Genomic DNA, 13,180 nt, shown 5'->3' on the forward strand with positions numbered 1-13,180 from the left:
CACCGGTTCCTTTAAAGCCCGGTGCCTCAACGAACAAGAAGGGCAAAGACATGGCGACGTGTGGCGAAGTACTGGTCAAGTTACTCGAGGATTATGGGGTCGAGCAGGTGTTCGGCATTCCTGGGGTGCATACCGTGGAGCTGTATCGCGGGCTGGCCCGTTCGAGCATCAACCACGTCACCCCGCGCCATGAACAGGGCGCCGGCTTCATGGCGGACGGCTACGCCCGCACCAGCGGCAAACCGGGTGTGTGTTTCATCATCACAGGTCCAGGCATGACCAACATCACCACCGCGATGGGCCAGGCTTACGCCGATTCGATCCCGATGCTGGTGATCTCCAGCGTGCAGTCGCGCAGTCAACTGGGCGGCGGACGCGGCAAGCTGCACGAACTGCCGAACCAGAGCGCACTGGTCGGCGGCGTGGCGGCGTTCTCCCACACGCTGATGTCGGCGTCCGAATTGCCGGGCGTACTGGCCCGTGCTTTCGCGCTGTTCCAGGCCGGGCGTCCGCGTCCGGTGCACATCGAAATTCCGCTGGATGTGCTGGTCGAAGAAGCCGACGAACTGCTGACCAGCGTGCCGGTCAACATCGACCGCGCCGGTGCTGCGCCGGCCGCCGTGAGCCGCATGACTGAACTGCTGGCCGGCGCCCAGCGTCCGCTGATCCTCGCCGGTGGCGGCGCCATCGACGCGACTGCCGAACTCACTGAACTGGCCGAGCTGCTCGATGCACCGGTGGCCCTTACCATCAACGCCAAAGGTATGTTGCCGTCCAGCCATCCGCTGTTGATCGGTTCGACCCAGAGCCTGGTGGCGACCCGCGCCCTGGTGGCCGATGCCGACGTGGTCCTGGCGATCGGCACTGAACTGGCCGAAACCGACTACGACGTCACCTTCGCCGGCGGCTTCGAAATCCCCGGCAAGCTGCTGCGCGTCGACATCGATCCGGATCAGACCGTACGCAATTACCCGCCTCACGTGGCGCTGGTCGCCGACTCACGCAACGCCGCACAGGCGCTGCTCAGTTCGCTGTCGCACAAACCGCTGGCCGAGCGCCGCAACGACTGGGGCCAGGTGCGCGCCGCGCGTCTGCGTGAAGACTTGGCCGCGACCTGGGACGCGCCGACTTTGGCCCAGACCCGTTTCCTCGAAACCGTGCTGCACGAATTGCCGAACGCGGTGTTCGTCGGCGACTCCACGCAACCGGTGTACACCGGCAACCTGACCTTCAACCCGGAGCGTCCGCGCCGCTGGTTCAACTCGTCCACCGGTTACGGCACCCTCGGTTACGCCTTGCCGGCGGCGATTGGCGCATGGCTCGGCGGCTCTCTGGAACATGGCGCGCGTCCGCCGGTGGTGTGCCTGATCGGCGATGGCGGTCTGCAATTCACCCTGCCGGAACTGGCCAGCGCCGTGGAAGCGCGCACTCCGGTGATCATCCTGCTGTGGAATAACCAGGGTTACGAAGAGATCAAGAAGTACATGGTCAACCGTGCCATCGAGCCGGTAGGTGTTGACATCTACACCCCGGACTTCATCGGTGTGGCCAAGGCCCTGGGTTGCGCGGCGGAGGCGATCAGCTCCGCCGAACACCTGCGCAGTGCATTGCGCGCCGCCACCGATCGTCAGGGCCCGACCCTGATCGAGATCGACCAGACCCAATGGATGAAGGCGGTGGCCCAATGATGAATTTCCCGACCACACTCGACGGCCTGTACATCAACGGCCAATGGTCCGCCGGGCGCGAACACCTGCGCGTGATCAACCCGGCCACCGAAGCGCTGCTGACCACGGTCAACGGCGGTGACGAACGCGCCGTCAATCAAGCGGTAACGGCGGCGACCGAAGCCTTCAAGGGCTGGTCGAAAACCACCGGTGCCGAGCGCGGCGCGATCCTGCGCAACATCGCCAATGGCGTGCGCAACGGTCGCGAACATCTGATGAAGTTGCAGTCGAGCAACAACGGCAAACCGCAGTTCGAAGCGGGCATCGATGTCGATGACGTGATCGCCACCTTCGAGTACTACGCCGAACTCGCCGAAGGCCTCGATGCGAAACTGGACAGCAACGTGCCGCTACCCAGCGATGACTTCAGCGCACGTCTGCGCCGCGAGCCGTGCGGTGTGGTCGGGCTGATCGTGCCTTGGAATTTTCCGATGGTCACCACCGCGTGGAAACTCGCGCCGGCCCTGGCCGCCGGTTGCTGCGTGGTGCTCAAACCGTCTGAAGTCACACCGCTGCCGGAGCTGGAGCTGGCGACCATCATCGCCGAATCCGGTCTGCCCAAAGGCGTGTTCAACCTGGTGTGCGGCACCGGTCTGGCGGTCGGTGCGCCGCTGTCGGCGGACCCGCGCATCGCCAAGGTTTCCTTCACCGGCAGCAACGCCGTGGGTGTGCAAGTGATGCAGCGCGCCGCTGAAACCGTGAAGGGCGTGAGCCTGGAACTGGGCGGCAAGTCCTCGCTGCTGATTCTGGAAGATGCCGACCTGGATCTGGCGGTGGAGCTGGCTTGCGGTGGCGGCTTCTTCAATGCCGGGCAGATGTGCTCGGCCACCAGCCGGGTGCTGGTCGCCGATGAACTGGCCGATGAGTTCCTGATTCGTCTGAAGGCCCGCGCGGAAAAAATCCGTGTCGCCGATCCGTTCGATCCTGACGTCGAGATGGGCGCACTGGTCAATCAGGCGCAGTACCAGCGTGTGCTCGGTCATATTGACCGTGGCCTCAGCGCCGGGGCCAAGCTGATCTGTGGCGGCAATCGTCCCGCCGATCTGCCGCGCGGCTATTTCTTGCAGCCGACGATCTTCACCGAAGTGCCCCTCGACAGTGCGCTGTGGTGTGAAGAGATTTTCGGCCCGGTGATCTGCGTGCGCAGTTTCGCTTCGGAAGCAGAAGCGATTGCGCTGGCCAACGACAGCCAGTTCGGTCTGGTGGCCAGCGTGGTCACGCGCAATGCCGAGACCGCGGATCGGGTCGCCAATGCCTTGCAGGCGGGGCTGGTGTGGCTCAACGCGCCGCAGGTGATCTTCCCGCAGACGGCGTGGGGTGGCTACAAACAGAGCAGCATCGGCCGCGAGTTGGGGCCGTGGGGCCTGGCGGCATTTCAGGAAATCAAGCACGTGATCCGCGCGCTCTGAATGCCCGAAAAAGGTCAGCGCATGCCTCGCAACGAGGCATGCGCCGGCGTCATGGCTCCAATGAGTTTTTATCGATAGTCAGGTGTTTTGCACGACCTCAGGATGAACCCGCAGACCACGCTCAAGCCCTTTGAAACCGGGCGCTTGAGCAATATCGGTCAAGCAGATGCAAGGGTTGCGATCAATCTCATACTTACAAGAATAATGGGAGTCCCAAATGGGCGAGCACGATCTGAACAGGCGTCAATTCATCAAAACCGTCGGCGTGGCTTCGGTGGCTGCGGCGGCCATGAGCATGCCCTTCATCCGGGCCAGTGCCAGCGACACCCGCTTTGCCGGCAAGACCCTGCGCCTGTTGACCTGGTCCGATGACACGGGCCTGGCTGCACTGCGCAACATCGCTGCAACGTTCGAAGCCAAGACCGGCGCCAAAGTGATTGCCGACCGCACCGGCAGCACCTCGGAAATGGTCGCCAAACTCAAGGCCGGCGGTGACCGTCCGCAGTACGACATCATCACTCTGGCTGGCGTTGGCGCCGAAGGTCTGGCCGCTGCCGGACTGCTGGAAAAACCCGATCTCAACCGCATTCCCAACCTGGTCGACGTCCCGGAAAAATACCGCACCGGCGCCAACGGTCACGGCATCGGCTACCTGCTGTGGTGCAACAGTCTGGTCTACAGCACTCGTACCCAGGGCACCGCGCCGGACAGCTACGCCGCGCTGTGGGACGCCGATCTGGCGCCGAACATTTTCCTGCCGCCGCCGAACTGGACCGAAGCGATGGACCTGATCATCATCGCCGCGAAACTGGCCGGTGGTGACGAGCACAACATCGAACCGGGCTTCAAGAAACTCGCGGAGCTGAAAGACCGCGTGGTGACCCTGGGCGAAAACCCCAACCAGATCGCCGAGCTGTTCCGCACCGGCTCCCTGGACATGGGCGGCCTCTACGCCCCGGCGTTTTTCCCCAAGCAGATCCGCGATCCGAACTACGGCCTGGGCGCCACGTTCGGCATGAAGGAAGGTTTCTACACCGACCTGATGCTCTCGGTGATGCCGAAGAACCGTCCGGGCGAAACCGACCTGGCCTACGCCTTCATCGATCACTCCCTCGACCCGCTGGTGCAGGGCAAGATGGCCGAAGACATCTTCAACGGCCCGGTCAACGCCAAGGCGATCATCTCCGCCGAAGCGCGCAAGAGCCCGTTCATCCTCACGCCGGAGCAGATCGCGCAGAAGGCGATCATGCACGACAACGCCTTCCTGGCGACCGTGCATGACCAGTGGATTCGTCGCTACACGGAAATCTTTTCTTCCTGACGCCGACCTTCCGGGGCCCCGCATGATCGGGGTGCCCGGGAGATTCGTTTTCCATTGACGAGATCATTGCTATGGAACATCAATCCCTGACCCAACCGGTCGGCACGGGTGACGTGCGCCCGGCGCGCGGTGTTTCGCCGACGGCGCGGGCGTGGTTTTTCCTCACGCCGTCGATGCTGTTTCTCGGCGTGCTGATTGCCGCCAGCCTGCTGGTGCTGCGCATGAGCGTCGGCACCAAGGGCGCGGAGTGGTCGGGCTTCAGCCTGGCCAGTTACGCGCAGTTGCTCGAACCCTACTACCTCAAATCGTTGCTGCTGACCTTGCGTCTGGCGCTGATCAGCGCGGTGATCGCCGTGGTGCTGGCGATCCCGGTGGCGTACACCATGTCGCGCCTGACCTCGCCATTCGTGCGACGGATTTTTCTGGCGGCGGTGCTGTTGCCGCTGCTGGTCAACCTGTTGCTGCAAAGCTACGGCTGGCTGGTGATCCTCGGCCCCGGCGGCATGCTCAACCAGACCCTGATGGGCCTCGGTCTGATCAAGCGCCCGATCATGTTGCTGTACAACCAGAACGGCGTGCTGATGGGCCTGGTGCAGACCGCGTTTCCGCTGGCCGTGCTGCCGATTGCCAGCGCCATGCGCGGCGTCGCCCGCAGCTACGAAGAGGCTGCCGCGACGCTGGGCGCCAGTCGTTTTCAGGTATTCCGTCAGGTGGTGCTGCCGATGAGCCTGCCGGGGATCATCACTGGCGCGACCCTGGTGTTCGCCTACAACGCCAGCAGCTTCGTGGTGCCGCTGTTGCTCGGTGGCCGACGCGTGCCGATGCTCGCGGTGATGGTGCATGACCAGATCGCACCACTGATGAACTGGCCCGCCGCATCCGCCGCCGGGGTGGTGCTGATCGTCACCACGCTCGCCATCATGACCTTGTCCGAATACATCACCGGCCGCCGTCGCCGTCTGCTGGAGGCTTCGCAATGAGTGCCCTGATCAAGAAGCGTCAGTCGCTGTTGCCGGGCGACACCGGCAAGTTCGCCGGCATTCTGTCCGGGATCATTTTGTTCCTGGCCGTGTTGCCGATTCTGACCATGATCGTGATGTCGTTCAGCGGTGCGTCGAACCTCGATTTCCCGCCGAGCAGCTACAGCCTGCAGTGGTACAAGGCGGCGTGGCACACCTTCGTCTCGCCGGACGCCAGCGATGTGTTGAGCCTCGGCCAGGCCATGGGCACCAGCTTGCTGGTGTCGTGCCTGACGATGATTTTCGCCACGCTGATCGCGGTGCCGGCGGCGTACGCGCTGACCCGCTGCGAGTTCCGTGGCAAGGGCGTGGCGCTGCAACTGATGTCGCTGCCGCTGGTGTTCCCGATGGTGGTGCTGGGGCTGGCCTTGCTGCTGGTGTTCGACAGCCTGCCGTTCCACATGACCACCTCGCGGCTGGTGATCGCCCACGTGATTCTGGCGCTGCCGTTCGTGGTGAAGAACTGCACGGCTGCGATGCTTTCCATCGGCAGCGAAGTCGAAGAGGCCGCGCAGATGCTCGGCGCTTCGCCACTGCGCGCCATCGTCGATGTGGTGGTGCCGTTGATGAAGTCGGGGATTCTGGCGGGGATGCTGCTGGCGTTCATCGTCTCGTTCAACGAATTCACCGTGACCTATTTCCTCTACACCATCGACGTCATGACCGTGCCGATCTGGATGTACAGCCGCACCGTGTCATCGCTCGACCCTACCGTGTTCTCGTTTGCCGTGCTGATCGTGCTGATCGACTTCGTCCTGATCTGGGCGCTGGAGAAGCTGGTCGGTGAGGGCGGCGTTTCCTTTTGATTGTGAGGTGCAATATGACTGGACTGATTCTGGAAAACGTCGAGAAACACTACGGCTCGGCCTGCGCGGTAAAAGACGTCAACCTGCATTTGCCCGAGGGCAAACTGGTGTGCTTCCTCGGCCCGTCGGGCTGCGGCAAGACCACGTTGCTGCGGATGATCGCGGGGCTGGAAACCCTCACCGGCGGCGAGATTCGCCTGGACGGCGAGGACATCGGCCACACCCCGGCGCACCTGCGCAACTTCGGCATGGTGTTCCAGTCGCTGGCGCTGTTTCCGCACATGACCGTGGGCGAAAACATCGCCTATCCGCTGAAACTGCGCGGTGTGAGCAAGGCCGATCAACAGGCGCGGGTGGTGGAGTTGCTGGAACTGATCCAGCTGCAGCCGATGATCGATCGCCCGGTGGCCAAGCTCTCCGGTGGTCAGCGTCAGCGAGTGGCGATTGCCCGGGCGATTGCCTCGCACCCGAAAATCCTGTTGCTCGACGAACCGCTGTCGGCGCTGGATGCCAAGTTGCGTGAGTCGATGCAGGTGGAAATCCGTCAGCTGCAACAACGCCTGAACATCACCACAATCATGGTTACCCACGATCAACGCGAGGCCATGACCATGGCCGATATCGTGGTGGTGTTGGGTGAACATCGGGTGCAGCAGGTGGGTACGCCGATTGAAATCTATCGGCACCCGGCCAACGAATTCGTCGCGGACTTTATCGGCTCCGGCAATATCTTCCCGGCCACCGCGCTGGGCGATGGCAAGGTCGTGCTGCCGGGGGGCGATGCGCTGCAAGTGCCGATCTGCAGCAGCATCGTGGTCGGGCAGAAGGTGAAAATGCTGATTCGTCCCGAAGATCTGCAACTGTCGGCGCCCCAGGCTACGGCGGGCAATCGTCTGCTGGGCAAGGTGACGTTTGTGCGGGATATCGGCGCGACCATCGAGACTACGGTGGAGTGTTCAGGGGTGACGTTCACGGCGCTGAGTACGCCGTGTCAGGGGATTGGGTTGGGGATCGGGCATCCTGTTTCGGTGACGTTGCCGAGTGAGGCGTGTCGGGTGCTCGGCGCTTGATACGGACTTGCCCCCTCACCCCAGCCCTCTCCCCGAGGGAGAGGGAGCCGACCGAGGTGTCTGGCGCTGTCCGTCGACCTGAGAGATCGAGTCGATTATGGATTCGGTAAAGTAATTTCAGGTCGGTGTATTTCGTGAATATCCCCCAATCGGTTCCCTCTCCCTCCGGGCGGTCCGACGTTTCGGGAGGGCTAGGGTGAGGGGGAGCTTTTGAGTTCACACCGAAAGCCGCAACCGCGCCAGATCCCTCAACGGCGGCGCCCCAAATAACCGGCTGTACTCACGACTAAACTGCGACGGACTTTCATACCCCACCCGATACCCCGCCGCCGACGCTTCCAGCCCCTCAGCCAACATCAAACGCCGCGCCTCTTGCAGGCGCAGCTGCTTCTGATACTGCAACGGGCTCATCGCCGTCATCGCCTTGAAGCGGTGATGCAAGGTCGAGACGCTGAGGTTCACTTCCTTCGCCAGGTCATCAATGCGCAGCGGCTGTTCGAAGTTGCCGTTGAGCCATTTGATCGCCTGGCTGATGCGGTGGCTCTGGCTGTTGGCGATGGCGATTTCGTATAGCCGATGGCCCTGCGGACTGCGCAACAGGCGATAGAGAATCTCCCGGCGGATCAGCGGCGCGAGCATGGCGATGTCTTTCGGTGCGTCGAGCAGGCGGGCCAGACGCAGCACCGCATCGAGCATGGCGCTGTCGATCTTTTCCACATACAAACCGCGCCCGGTCGGCCGGGTCGGCACGCCCATCGGGCCGGCATCGGCGATCAGCGCAGTGATCTCCGCCGGATCGATGTCCAGGCGCACGGCGAGGATCGGTTCCTCCGGCGAGACATTCACCACCCGACCGCTCAACGGCATCGAGACCGACACCACCAGATAATTGAGCGGGTCGTAATTGAAGAACTCATCCGCCAGCCGTACCTCTTTGCGCCCCTGGGCCATGATGCACAGCGCCGGTTGCGCAAGCACCGGGGCGAAGTCATGGGACTGGGTGTGGCGCGACATGAACAGCGAACCGACGGCAGTGGCATAACTGCCATCTTCGGACGTGTTGCGGCGGATGATCGCCGCCAGTTCCGCGCGCTGCTTTTCCATGTCGGCATCGGGTGGCGCTTGAAAACGATCGAATGACGTCACGTGCGGCATCCTCGGCAAAGTCGGTGGAATGGAGCAGAGCATAAGTTTGTGCAAGTCAGGGCGGTAGACACATCCTGCGAAATGCTTGCCTGATCCTGCATTGGGTTGTTGGCCCATCCAGCCATAGCAGGACGCAGGTGGTCAGAGTTGCCCGAAACCGGTGTGACAGGACGGTGACAGGAATTTACGACTTGTTACAGGTCTGCAAGACAGTCTCGCAGGATTGTGCAACTCGACGGCAGGAATCGACTAACGGCGAACGGGGGGCGGCCCTTAACCTTGAATCCTGTCGCAGCCCGTCCCCGGCTGCCACGCGACTCCCTGGGAGGGTTGAACATGTCCAAGCAGATTCCCGTCAGTCATATGGCCTTCGTTCGAGCGCGTGCCGGACGTTCGGCGGAACTCGGCATGCGCCTGAGCGCCCTGATCGAACCGTCCCGCGCCGCCCCCGGTTGCCTGAGCTTTGCCTTGCAGCATTCGCAGTGCGATCCGGATTTGTGGCTGGTCTCCGGTTTCTGGAGCAACCAGCAGTCGATGACCGCGTACTTCAGCAGCCCGTCGATGGAAGTCTTTGCCGAGCTGGTGCAGGACCTGGTGGTCAACAGCCTGGATTTCCACACGTTCAAGGAAGTCTCGGCCGCACAGGCCGTAGGGCAATGCACCGCGCCGATACACAAACTCGCCGGTTGAATGTTTAATGTCCGGCTTATCCGACTGAGCCAGGACCTGCGATATGGCACGTAAAGAGTTCGAACACTTCGAAGCGGTTTCCGCTGTCGTCCCCGTCGAGTTGGGCGGCAACAAGGGTTATCACGCGGCGATCGCCGTCAAGGCCCTGGTCGACGGCGGCGCGCCGCGCTTTCACAAGCTGCTGAATGATCAGGTTTTCCCCGGCGCCATCGCGGCCGATGAAGCCGCGATCAACGAACTGGACAAGCTCAAGGGCGTCACCGACGACGCCGAGCTGATCTGGTAAGCGCTTACTTCGTTGCCCCCGGTCGCCACATCTTGAACAACGCCTCCGGCCCCAGCTGGAAATAGTCCGCCGGCCCGCCGCCCCGCAGTATCGGTTCGGCGGCGGCGGTGTCGTAGATCCCGTCCTTCAACAGCCATTTGGCAATGTGCACGGCGACCACTTCGCCGAGCACCAGCCAGCTCGGCACGGTCTCGCCGTCGGCGCGCTGCAGCTGAATGATCTGGGTGACCTTGCACTCGAAGGACACCGGGCTTTCGGCTACGCGCGGCACGGCAATCACCTTCGACGCCACCGGCGTCAGCCCCGCCAGTTCGAATTCGTTGACCTCGGGCCCGACCATCGCGCAGCTCTGATTCATCTGCTCGGCCAGCGGGCGGGTGGCGAGGTTCCAGACGAATTCACCGGTCTGCTCGATGTTGTTCAGGCTGTCTTTGCGACCGACGCTGGAGAACCCGATGATCGGCGGAATGTAGTTGAACGCGTTGAAAAAACTGTAGGGCGCCAGGTTCAACCGGCCCTCGGCATCCTGCGACGAAATCCAGCCGATGGGACGCGGGCCGACGATGGCGTTGAACGGGTCGTGGGGCAGGCCGTGGCCGTTGCCCGGTTCGTAGAAATGGATGTCATCGGGCATGGCGGGGGGATCCTGAAGGCTTCTATAAGCGACCAATAGTGCAAGTCCGATCCGCGAAGATCAAATGCCGACCTTGGGAAATGAACAAGCCCGGCAATGGCCGGGCTTTGGTGTCTGCATTCTGGTAATCAGCTGATGGCAGCGGCGGTACCGGTTTTATCGAAACCGTCTGCAGCGATGGCGTTGGCAGTGCCGGTCTTGTCGAAACCATCAGCAGCAACGGCTTTGCCGACGTTGGTCTTGTCGAAGCCGTCGGCAGCGTAGGTGCCGGTGTGGCTGGTTTCGATGGCGGCGCTGGCGCCGGAAATGAAGTCGGCGGATTTGGTTTTGTCCGAACCGTCGGCGGCGAAGGTGTTGGCGGCCAGTACGGACAGGGTCAGGGCGAGGATCAGTTTGGTTTTCATGGTCGTTCTCCAGATTCGAAATTCGTTGGCGATGTGTTTCGCATGGGGTTCATGCTACGCCAACTAAATTGATTAAAAAGCGCAAAATAATGCTAAAAACAATCGATTAAATTGATATTAAGGGCGGCGCATTCAATTCGCTTCCGTCGTCGGAGCGAGCGTCGCGCAGTTAATCGATCAGGTAGGGGAAGGATGCGGCAGGGGCATTAACCGGTGATTAATCGCCGTTTTTGGCTTGTGTGACAGATTTTTCATACATTCCCGACCGGTTTTTCACCCGCGCAACGCCAGTCTGCCCACGGCCATAAAGCCAAAAACCGGCCGTCACACACTGGAGCGTTGCCTGCGATGAACAAACTGCCTCAAATCACCCTGGCCTTCTGGGTCATGAAAATCTGCGCGACGACCCTGGGGGAAACCGCGGGGGATTTGTTGTCGATGACCCTTAACGTCGGCTATGCCATCAGCTCGCTGATTCTGATCAGCGTGTTTGTCCTGACGCTGATCGCGCAGCTGATGTCCAAGACCTACAGGCCGCTGCTGTACTGGATCGTGATTCTGTCGACCAGCACCGCCGGCACCACCATGTCGGACTTCATGGACCGCACGCTGGAACTGGGTTACGCCACCGGTTCCATGATCCTGATCGCGATCCTGCTGGCGATCTTCGCGGCATGGCGCCTGAGCGGCGACTCGCTCAACGTCACCAAGGTGCAGAGTTTTCGCGGCGAGATGTTCTACTGGATGGCGATTTTGTTCTCCAACACCCTGGGCACCGCGCTCGGCGATTACCTGGCGGACGACTCGGGCCTGGGCTTTGCCGGTGGCGCGCTGTTGATCGGCTCGGCGATTGGCGTAGTCGTGCTGCTCAAGTACTTCACGAAGATTTCGACGGTGGCGCTGTTCTGGGTGGCGTTCGTGCTGACCCGGCCCTTCGGCGCGACCTTGGGCGACTTGATGACCAAGTCCCATGAGAAGGGTGGGCTGGACTTTGGCACCATCGGTTCGTCGGCGGTGCTGGCGGGGATTCTGCTGGTGATGATCGTCGGGGCGTCGTATGCGCAGAAGCGTTATGGCAAGCCGCAGGTTGCCGAGTCGGCATGAGACCGAGTTGACGTCAATCGCGAGCAGGCTCGCTCCCACATTGGATCGGCGTAAATCTGATCCTGTGGGAGCGAGCCTGCTCGCGATGGGGCCAGAACAGCCACCAGTGCAGTGGCTGAATAAACCCGGTCAGTCAGTGACGATCCGCGAATGTTTCTGCGTGTCTTTCATGGTGATGTACACCAGCAGGGACACCGCGATGCACGCGGTCACGTACCAGTAGTAACCGGTTTCCATGCCGATGCTCTTGAACCACAGCGCGATGTATTCGGCGGTGCCGCCGAAGATCGACACGGTCAGTGCGTACGGCAGGCCGACGCCCAGGGCGCGGATTTCGGTCGGGAACAGTTCGGCCTTCACCACCGCGTTGATCGAGGTGTAGCCGCTGACGATGATCAGCGCCGCCATGATCAGGAAGAACGCGCCCCACCAGGTCTGGATGGTGTGCAGGGTCATCAGGATCGGCACGGTGAAGATCGTCCCGAGCACGCCGAAGGCGATCAGGATCGGCCGACGACCGATTTTATCGGACAGGCCGCCGATGATCGGTTGCAGGCACATGAACAGGAACAGCGTGGCGGCGGAAATGGTGGTGGAGTCGGAGATGCTCATGCCGACGGTGTTCACCAGGTATTTCTGCATGTAGGTGGTGTAGGTGTAGAACGCCAGCGTCCCGCCCATGGTCAGGCCGACCACGGTCAGCAGTTCCTTCGGATGGCGCAGCAAGGTGCGCATCGCGCTTTCCCTGGACTTTTCCTTCTTGGTGAACGACTCGGTTTCTTCCATGCCACGACGCAGGTACAGCGCGACGATTGCACACAGCGCGCCGATGGCGAACGGAATACGCCAGCCCCACGCGTACAGCTCTTCGGTGGTCAGGAACTGTTGCAGCACGATCAGCACGCCCAGCGCGATGAGCTGGCCGGAAATCAAAGTCACGTACTGGAAGCTGGAGAAGAAGCCGCGACGATCCCTGGTCGCCATCTCCGACAGGTAGGTCGCCGAGGTGCCGTATTCGCCACCGACCGACAGGCCTTGCAGCAGACGGGCGAACACCAGCAGGATCGGCGCGCCGACACCGATGGTTTCATAGCCCGGGCTCAGGGCGATGATCAGCGAGCCGAAGCACATCAGGTAAACCGAGGCCATCAGGGCTTTTTTGCGTCCGACCTTGTCGGCGTACAGGCCCATCAGCCAGCCACCGATCGGGCGCATCAGGAAGCCCACGGCGAAGATCGCGGCGGTGTTGAGCAGTTGGGCGGTGGTGTCGCCTTTGGGGAAGAAGGCTTTGGCGAAGTACAGCGAGAAGGCGGCATAGACGTACCAGTCGTACCACTCGACCATGTTGCCGACGGAACCGCTGAAGATCGACTTGATGCGACTGGCGGTGGTTCGTTCTTTGGCCGGCGCGGCAGCCGACCCAAGGGGCAGGGCGTTGGAGTTATCCATTGAAGGATCCTTCGTTTAATTGTTTTTGTGGAGCGCGTTGGAACGCAGCCTGCGAGGGCTATAGCAGGAGCTGTGCCAACGGGGGGAGGGCCGGTTTAGAGGGGTTGGGGAGATG

General features: G+C 62.0%; 13 protein-coding genes. 9 read left to right on the plus strand and 4 right to left on the minus strand.

Annotation, left to right across the window (positions count from 1 at the left end):
* Positions 1 to 50: 50 nt before the first annotated feature.
* From ACM6JM_RS13585 to ACM6JM_RS13610, 6 genes are all read left to right on the plus strand, one after another.
* A complete protein-coding gene (locus ACM6JM_RS13585; RefSeq protein ID WP_039765914.1) occupies positions 51 to 1,688 on the plus strand; it encodes a 5-guanidino-2-oxopentanoate decarboxylase in 1,638 nt (545 codons plus the stop codon).
* Complete coding sequence (locus ACM6JM_RS13590) at positions 1,688 to 3,136, plus strand: aldehyde dehydrogenase family protein (RefSeq protein ID WP_414882062.1); 1,449 nt, start codon at positions 1,688 to 1,690, stop codon at positions 3,134 to 3,136. The genes ACM6JM_RS13585 and ACM6JM_RS13590 overlap by 1 nt, the downstream gene beginning before the upstream one ends.
* Before the next feature lie 217 nt (positions 3,137 to 3,353).
* Positions 3,354 to 4,457: an extracellular solute-binding protein gene (locus ACM6JM_RS13595; RefSeq protein ID WP_414882063.1), complete on the plus strand. Its 1,104-nt coding sequence runs from the start codon at positions 3,354 to 3,356 to the stop codon at positions 4,455 to 4,457.
* 71 nt (positions 4,458 to 4,528) lie between these two features.
* Positions 4,529 to 5,437 carry an ABC transporter permease gene (locus ACM6JM_RS13600; RefSeq protein WP_039765919.1) on the plus strand — a complete coding sequence of 303 codons (909 nt, stop codon included), beginning with the start codon at positions 4,529 to 4,531 and terminating at the stop codon, positions 5,435 to 5,437.
* Positions 5,434 to 6,282 carry an ABC transporter permease gene (locus tag ACM6JM_RS13605; RefSeq protein WP_007960165.1) on the plus strand — a complete coding sequence of 283 codons (849 nt, stop codon included), beginning with the start codon at positions 5,434 to 5,436 and terminating at the stop codon, positions 6,280 to 6,282. Before ACM6JM_RS13600 ends, ACM6JM_RS13605 begins: the two co-directional genes overlap by 4 nt.
* Positions 6,283 to 6,296: 14 nt before the next feature.
* Positions 6,297 to 7,352 (plus strand): ABC transporter ATP-binding protein, encoded by a 1,056-nt coding sequence (locus ACM6JM_RS13610; protein ID WP_108563115.1) that lies wholly within the window; start codon positions 6,297 to 6,299, stop codon positions 7,350 to 7,352.
* A 216-nt stretch (positions 7,353 to 7,568) separates the two neighbouring features.
* On the opposite strand, the gene ACM6JM_RS13615 is transcribed toward ACM6JM_RS13610, so the two are convergent.
* Positions 7,569 to 8,498 carry an AraC family transcriptional regulator gene (locus tag ACM6JM_RS13615; protein ID WP_039765922.1) on the minus strand — a complete coding sequence of 310 codons (930 nt, stop codon included), beginning with the start codon at positions 8,496 to 8,498 and terminating at the stop codon, positions 7,569 to 7,571.
* 336 nt (positions 8,499 to 8,834) lie between these two features.
* On the opposite strand from ACM6JM_RS13615, the gene ACM6JM_RS13620 reads away from it, so the two are divergent.
* Positions 8,835 to 9,188, plus strand: coding sequence for a putative quinol monooxygenase (locus tag ACM6JM_RS13620; protein WP_039765923.1), 354 nt, complete (start codon positions 8,835 to 8,837; stop codon positions 9,186 to 9,188).
* A 43-nt stretch (positions 9,189 to 9,231) separates the two neighbouring features.
* The gene (locus ACM6JM_RS13625; RefSeq protein ID WP_007960172.1) at positions 9,232 to 9,474 is read left to right on the plus strand and encodes a hypothetical protein; all 243 of its coding nucleotides are present in this window, start codon (positions 9,232 to 9,234) and stop codon (positions 9,472 to 9,474) included.
* Between the two features lie 4 nt (positions 9,475 to 9,478).
* Here the strand turns inward: ACM6JM_RS13625 and ACM6JM_RS13630 are convergent, their stop codons facing one another.
* Positions 9,479 to 10,108: a flavin reductase family protein gene (locus ACM6JM_RS13630; RefSeq protein ID WP_414882064.1), complete on the minus strand. Its 630-nt coding sequence runs from the start codon at positions 10,106 to 10,108 to the stop codon at positions 9,479 to 9,481.
* 128 nt (positions 10,109 to 10,236) lie between these two features.
* Complete coding sequence (locus tag ACM6JM_RS13635; protein WP_074688408.1) at positions 10,237 to 10,512, minus strand: hypothetical protein; 276 nt, start codon at positions 10,510 to 10,512, stop codon at positions 10,237 to 10,239.
* Between the two features lie 348 nt (positions 10,513 to 10,860).
* Here ACM6JM_RS13635 and ACM6JM_RS13640 point away from each other — a divergent pair, with 348 nt between their 5' ends.
* Positions 10,861 to 11,616: a membrane protein gene (locus tag ACM6JM_RS13640; RefSeq protein ID WP_039765926.1), complete on the plus strand. Its 756-nt coding sequence runs from the start codon at positions 10,861 to 10,863 to the stop codon at positions 11,614 to 11,616.
* A gap of 129 nt (positions 11,617 to 11,745) precedes the next feature.
* Here the strand turns inward: ACM6JM_RS13640 and ACM6JM_RS13645 are convergent, their stop codons facing one another.
* Positions 11,746 to 13,065 (minus strand): MFS transporter, encoded by a 1,320-nt coding sequence (locus ACM6JM_RS13645; protein ID WP_039765927.1) that lies wholly within the window; start codon positions 13,063 to 13,065, stop codon positions 11,746 to 11,748.
* Between the last annotated feature and the right edge of the window lie 115 nt (positions 13,066 to 13,180).

Origin of the sequence: Pseudomonas sp. IT-P2 (assembly GCF_949767575.1) — a bacterium.
Classification (GTDB): Bacteria; Pseudomonadota; Gammaproteobacteria; order Pseudomonadales; family Pseudomonadaceae; genus Aquipseudomonas; species Aquipseudomonas pharyngis.

Coding starts and splice junctions, on each gene's coding strand:
- ACM6JM_RS13585 (WP_039765914.1), top strand. CDS start 51: ATGGCGACGTGTGGCGAAGTACTGGTCAAGTTACTCGAGGATTATGGG.
- ACM6JM_RS13590 (WP_414882062.1), top strand. CDS start 1,688: ATGAATTTCCCGACCACACTCGACGGCCTGTACATCAACGGCCAATGG.
- ACM6JM_RS13595 (WP_414882063.1), top strand. CDS start 3,354: ATGGGCGAGCACGATCTGAACAGGCGTCAATTCATCAAAACCGTCGGC.
- ACM6JM_RS13600 (WP_039765919.1), top strand. CDS start 4,529: ATGGAACATCAATCCCTGACCCAACCGGTCGGCACGGGTGACGTGCGC.
- ACM6JM_RS13605 (WP_007960165.1), top strand. CDS start 5,434: ATGAGTGCCCTGATCAAGAAGCGTCAGTCGCTGTTGCCGGGCGACACC.
- ACM6JM_RS13610 (WP_108563115.1), top strand. CDS start 6,297: ATGACTGGACTGATTCTGGAAAACGTCGAGAAACACTACGGCTCGGCC.
- ACM6JM_RS13620 (WP_039765923.1), top strand. CDS start 8,835: ATGTCCAAGCAGATTCCCGTCAGTCATATGGCCTTCGTTCGAGCGCGT.
- ACM6JM_RS13625 (WP_007960172.1), top strand. CDS start 9,232: ATGGCACGTAAAGAGTTCGAACACTTCGAAGCGGTTTCCGCTGTCGTC.
- ACM6JM_RS13630 (WP_414882064.1), bottom strand. CDS start 10,108: ATGCCCGATGACATCCATTTCTACGAACCGGGCAACGGCCACGGCCTG.
- ACM6JM_RS13635 (WP_074688408.1), bottom strand. CDS start 10,512: ATGAAAACCAAACTGATCCTCGCCCTGACCCTGTCCGTACTGGCCGCC.
- ACM6JM_RS13640 (WP_039765926.1), top strand. CDS start 10,861: ATGAACAAACTGCCTCAAATCACCCTGGCCTTCTGGGTCATGAAAATC.
- ACM6JM_RS13645 (WP_039765927.1), bottom strand. CDS start 13,065: ATGGATAACTCCAACGCCCTGCCCCTTGGGTCGGCTGCCGCGCCGGCC.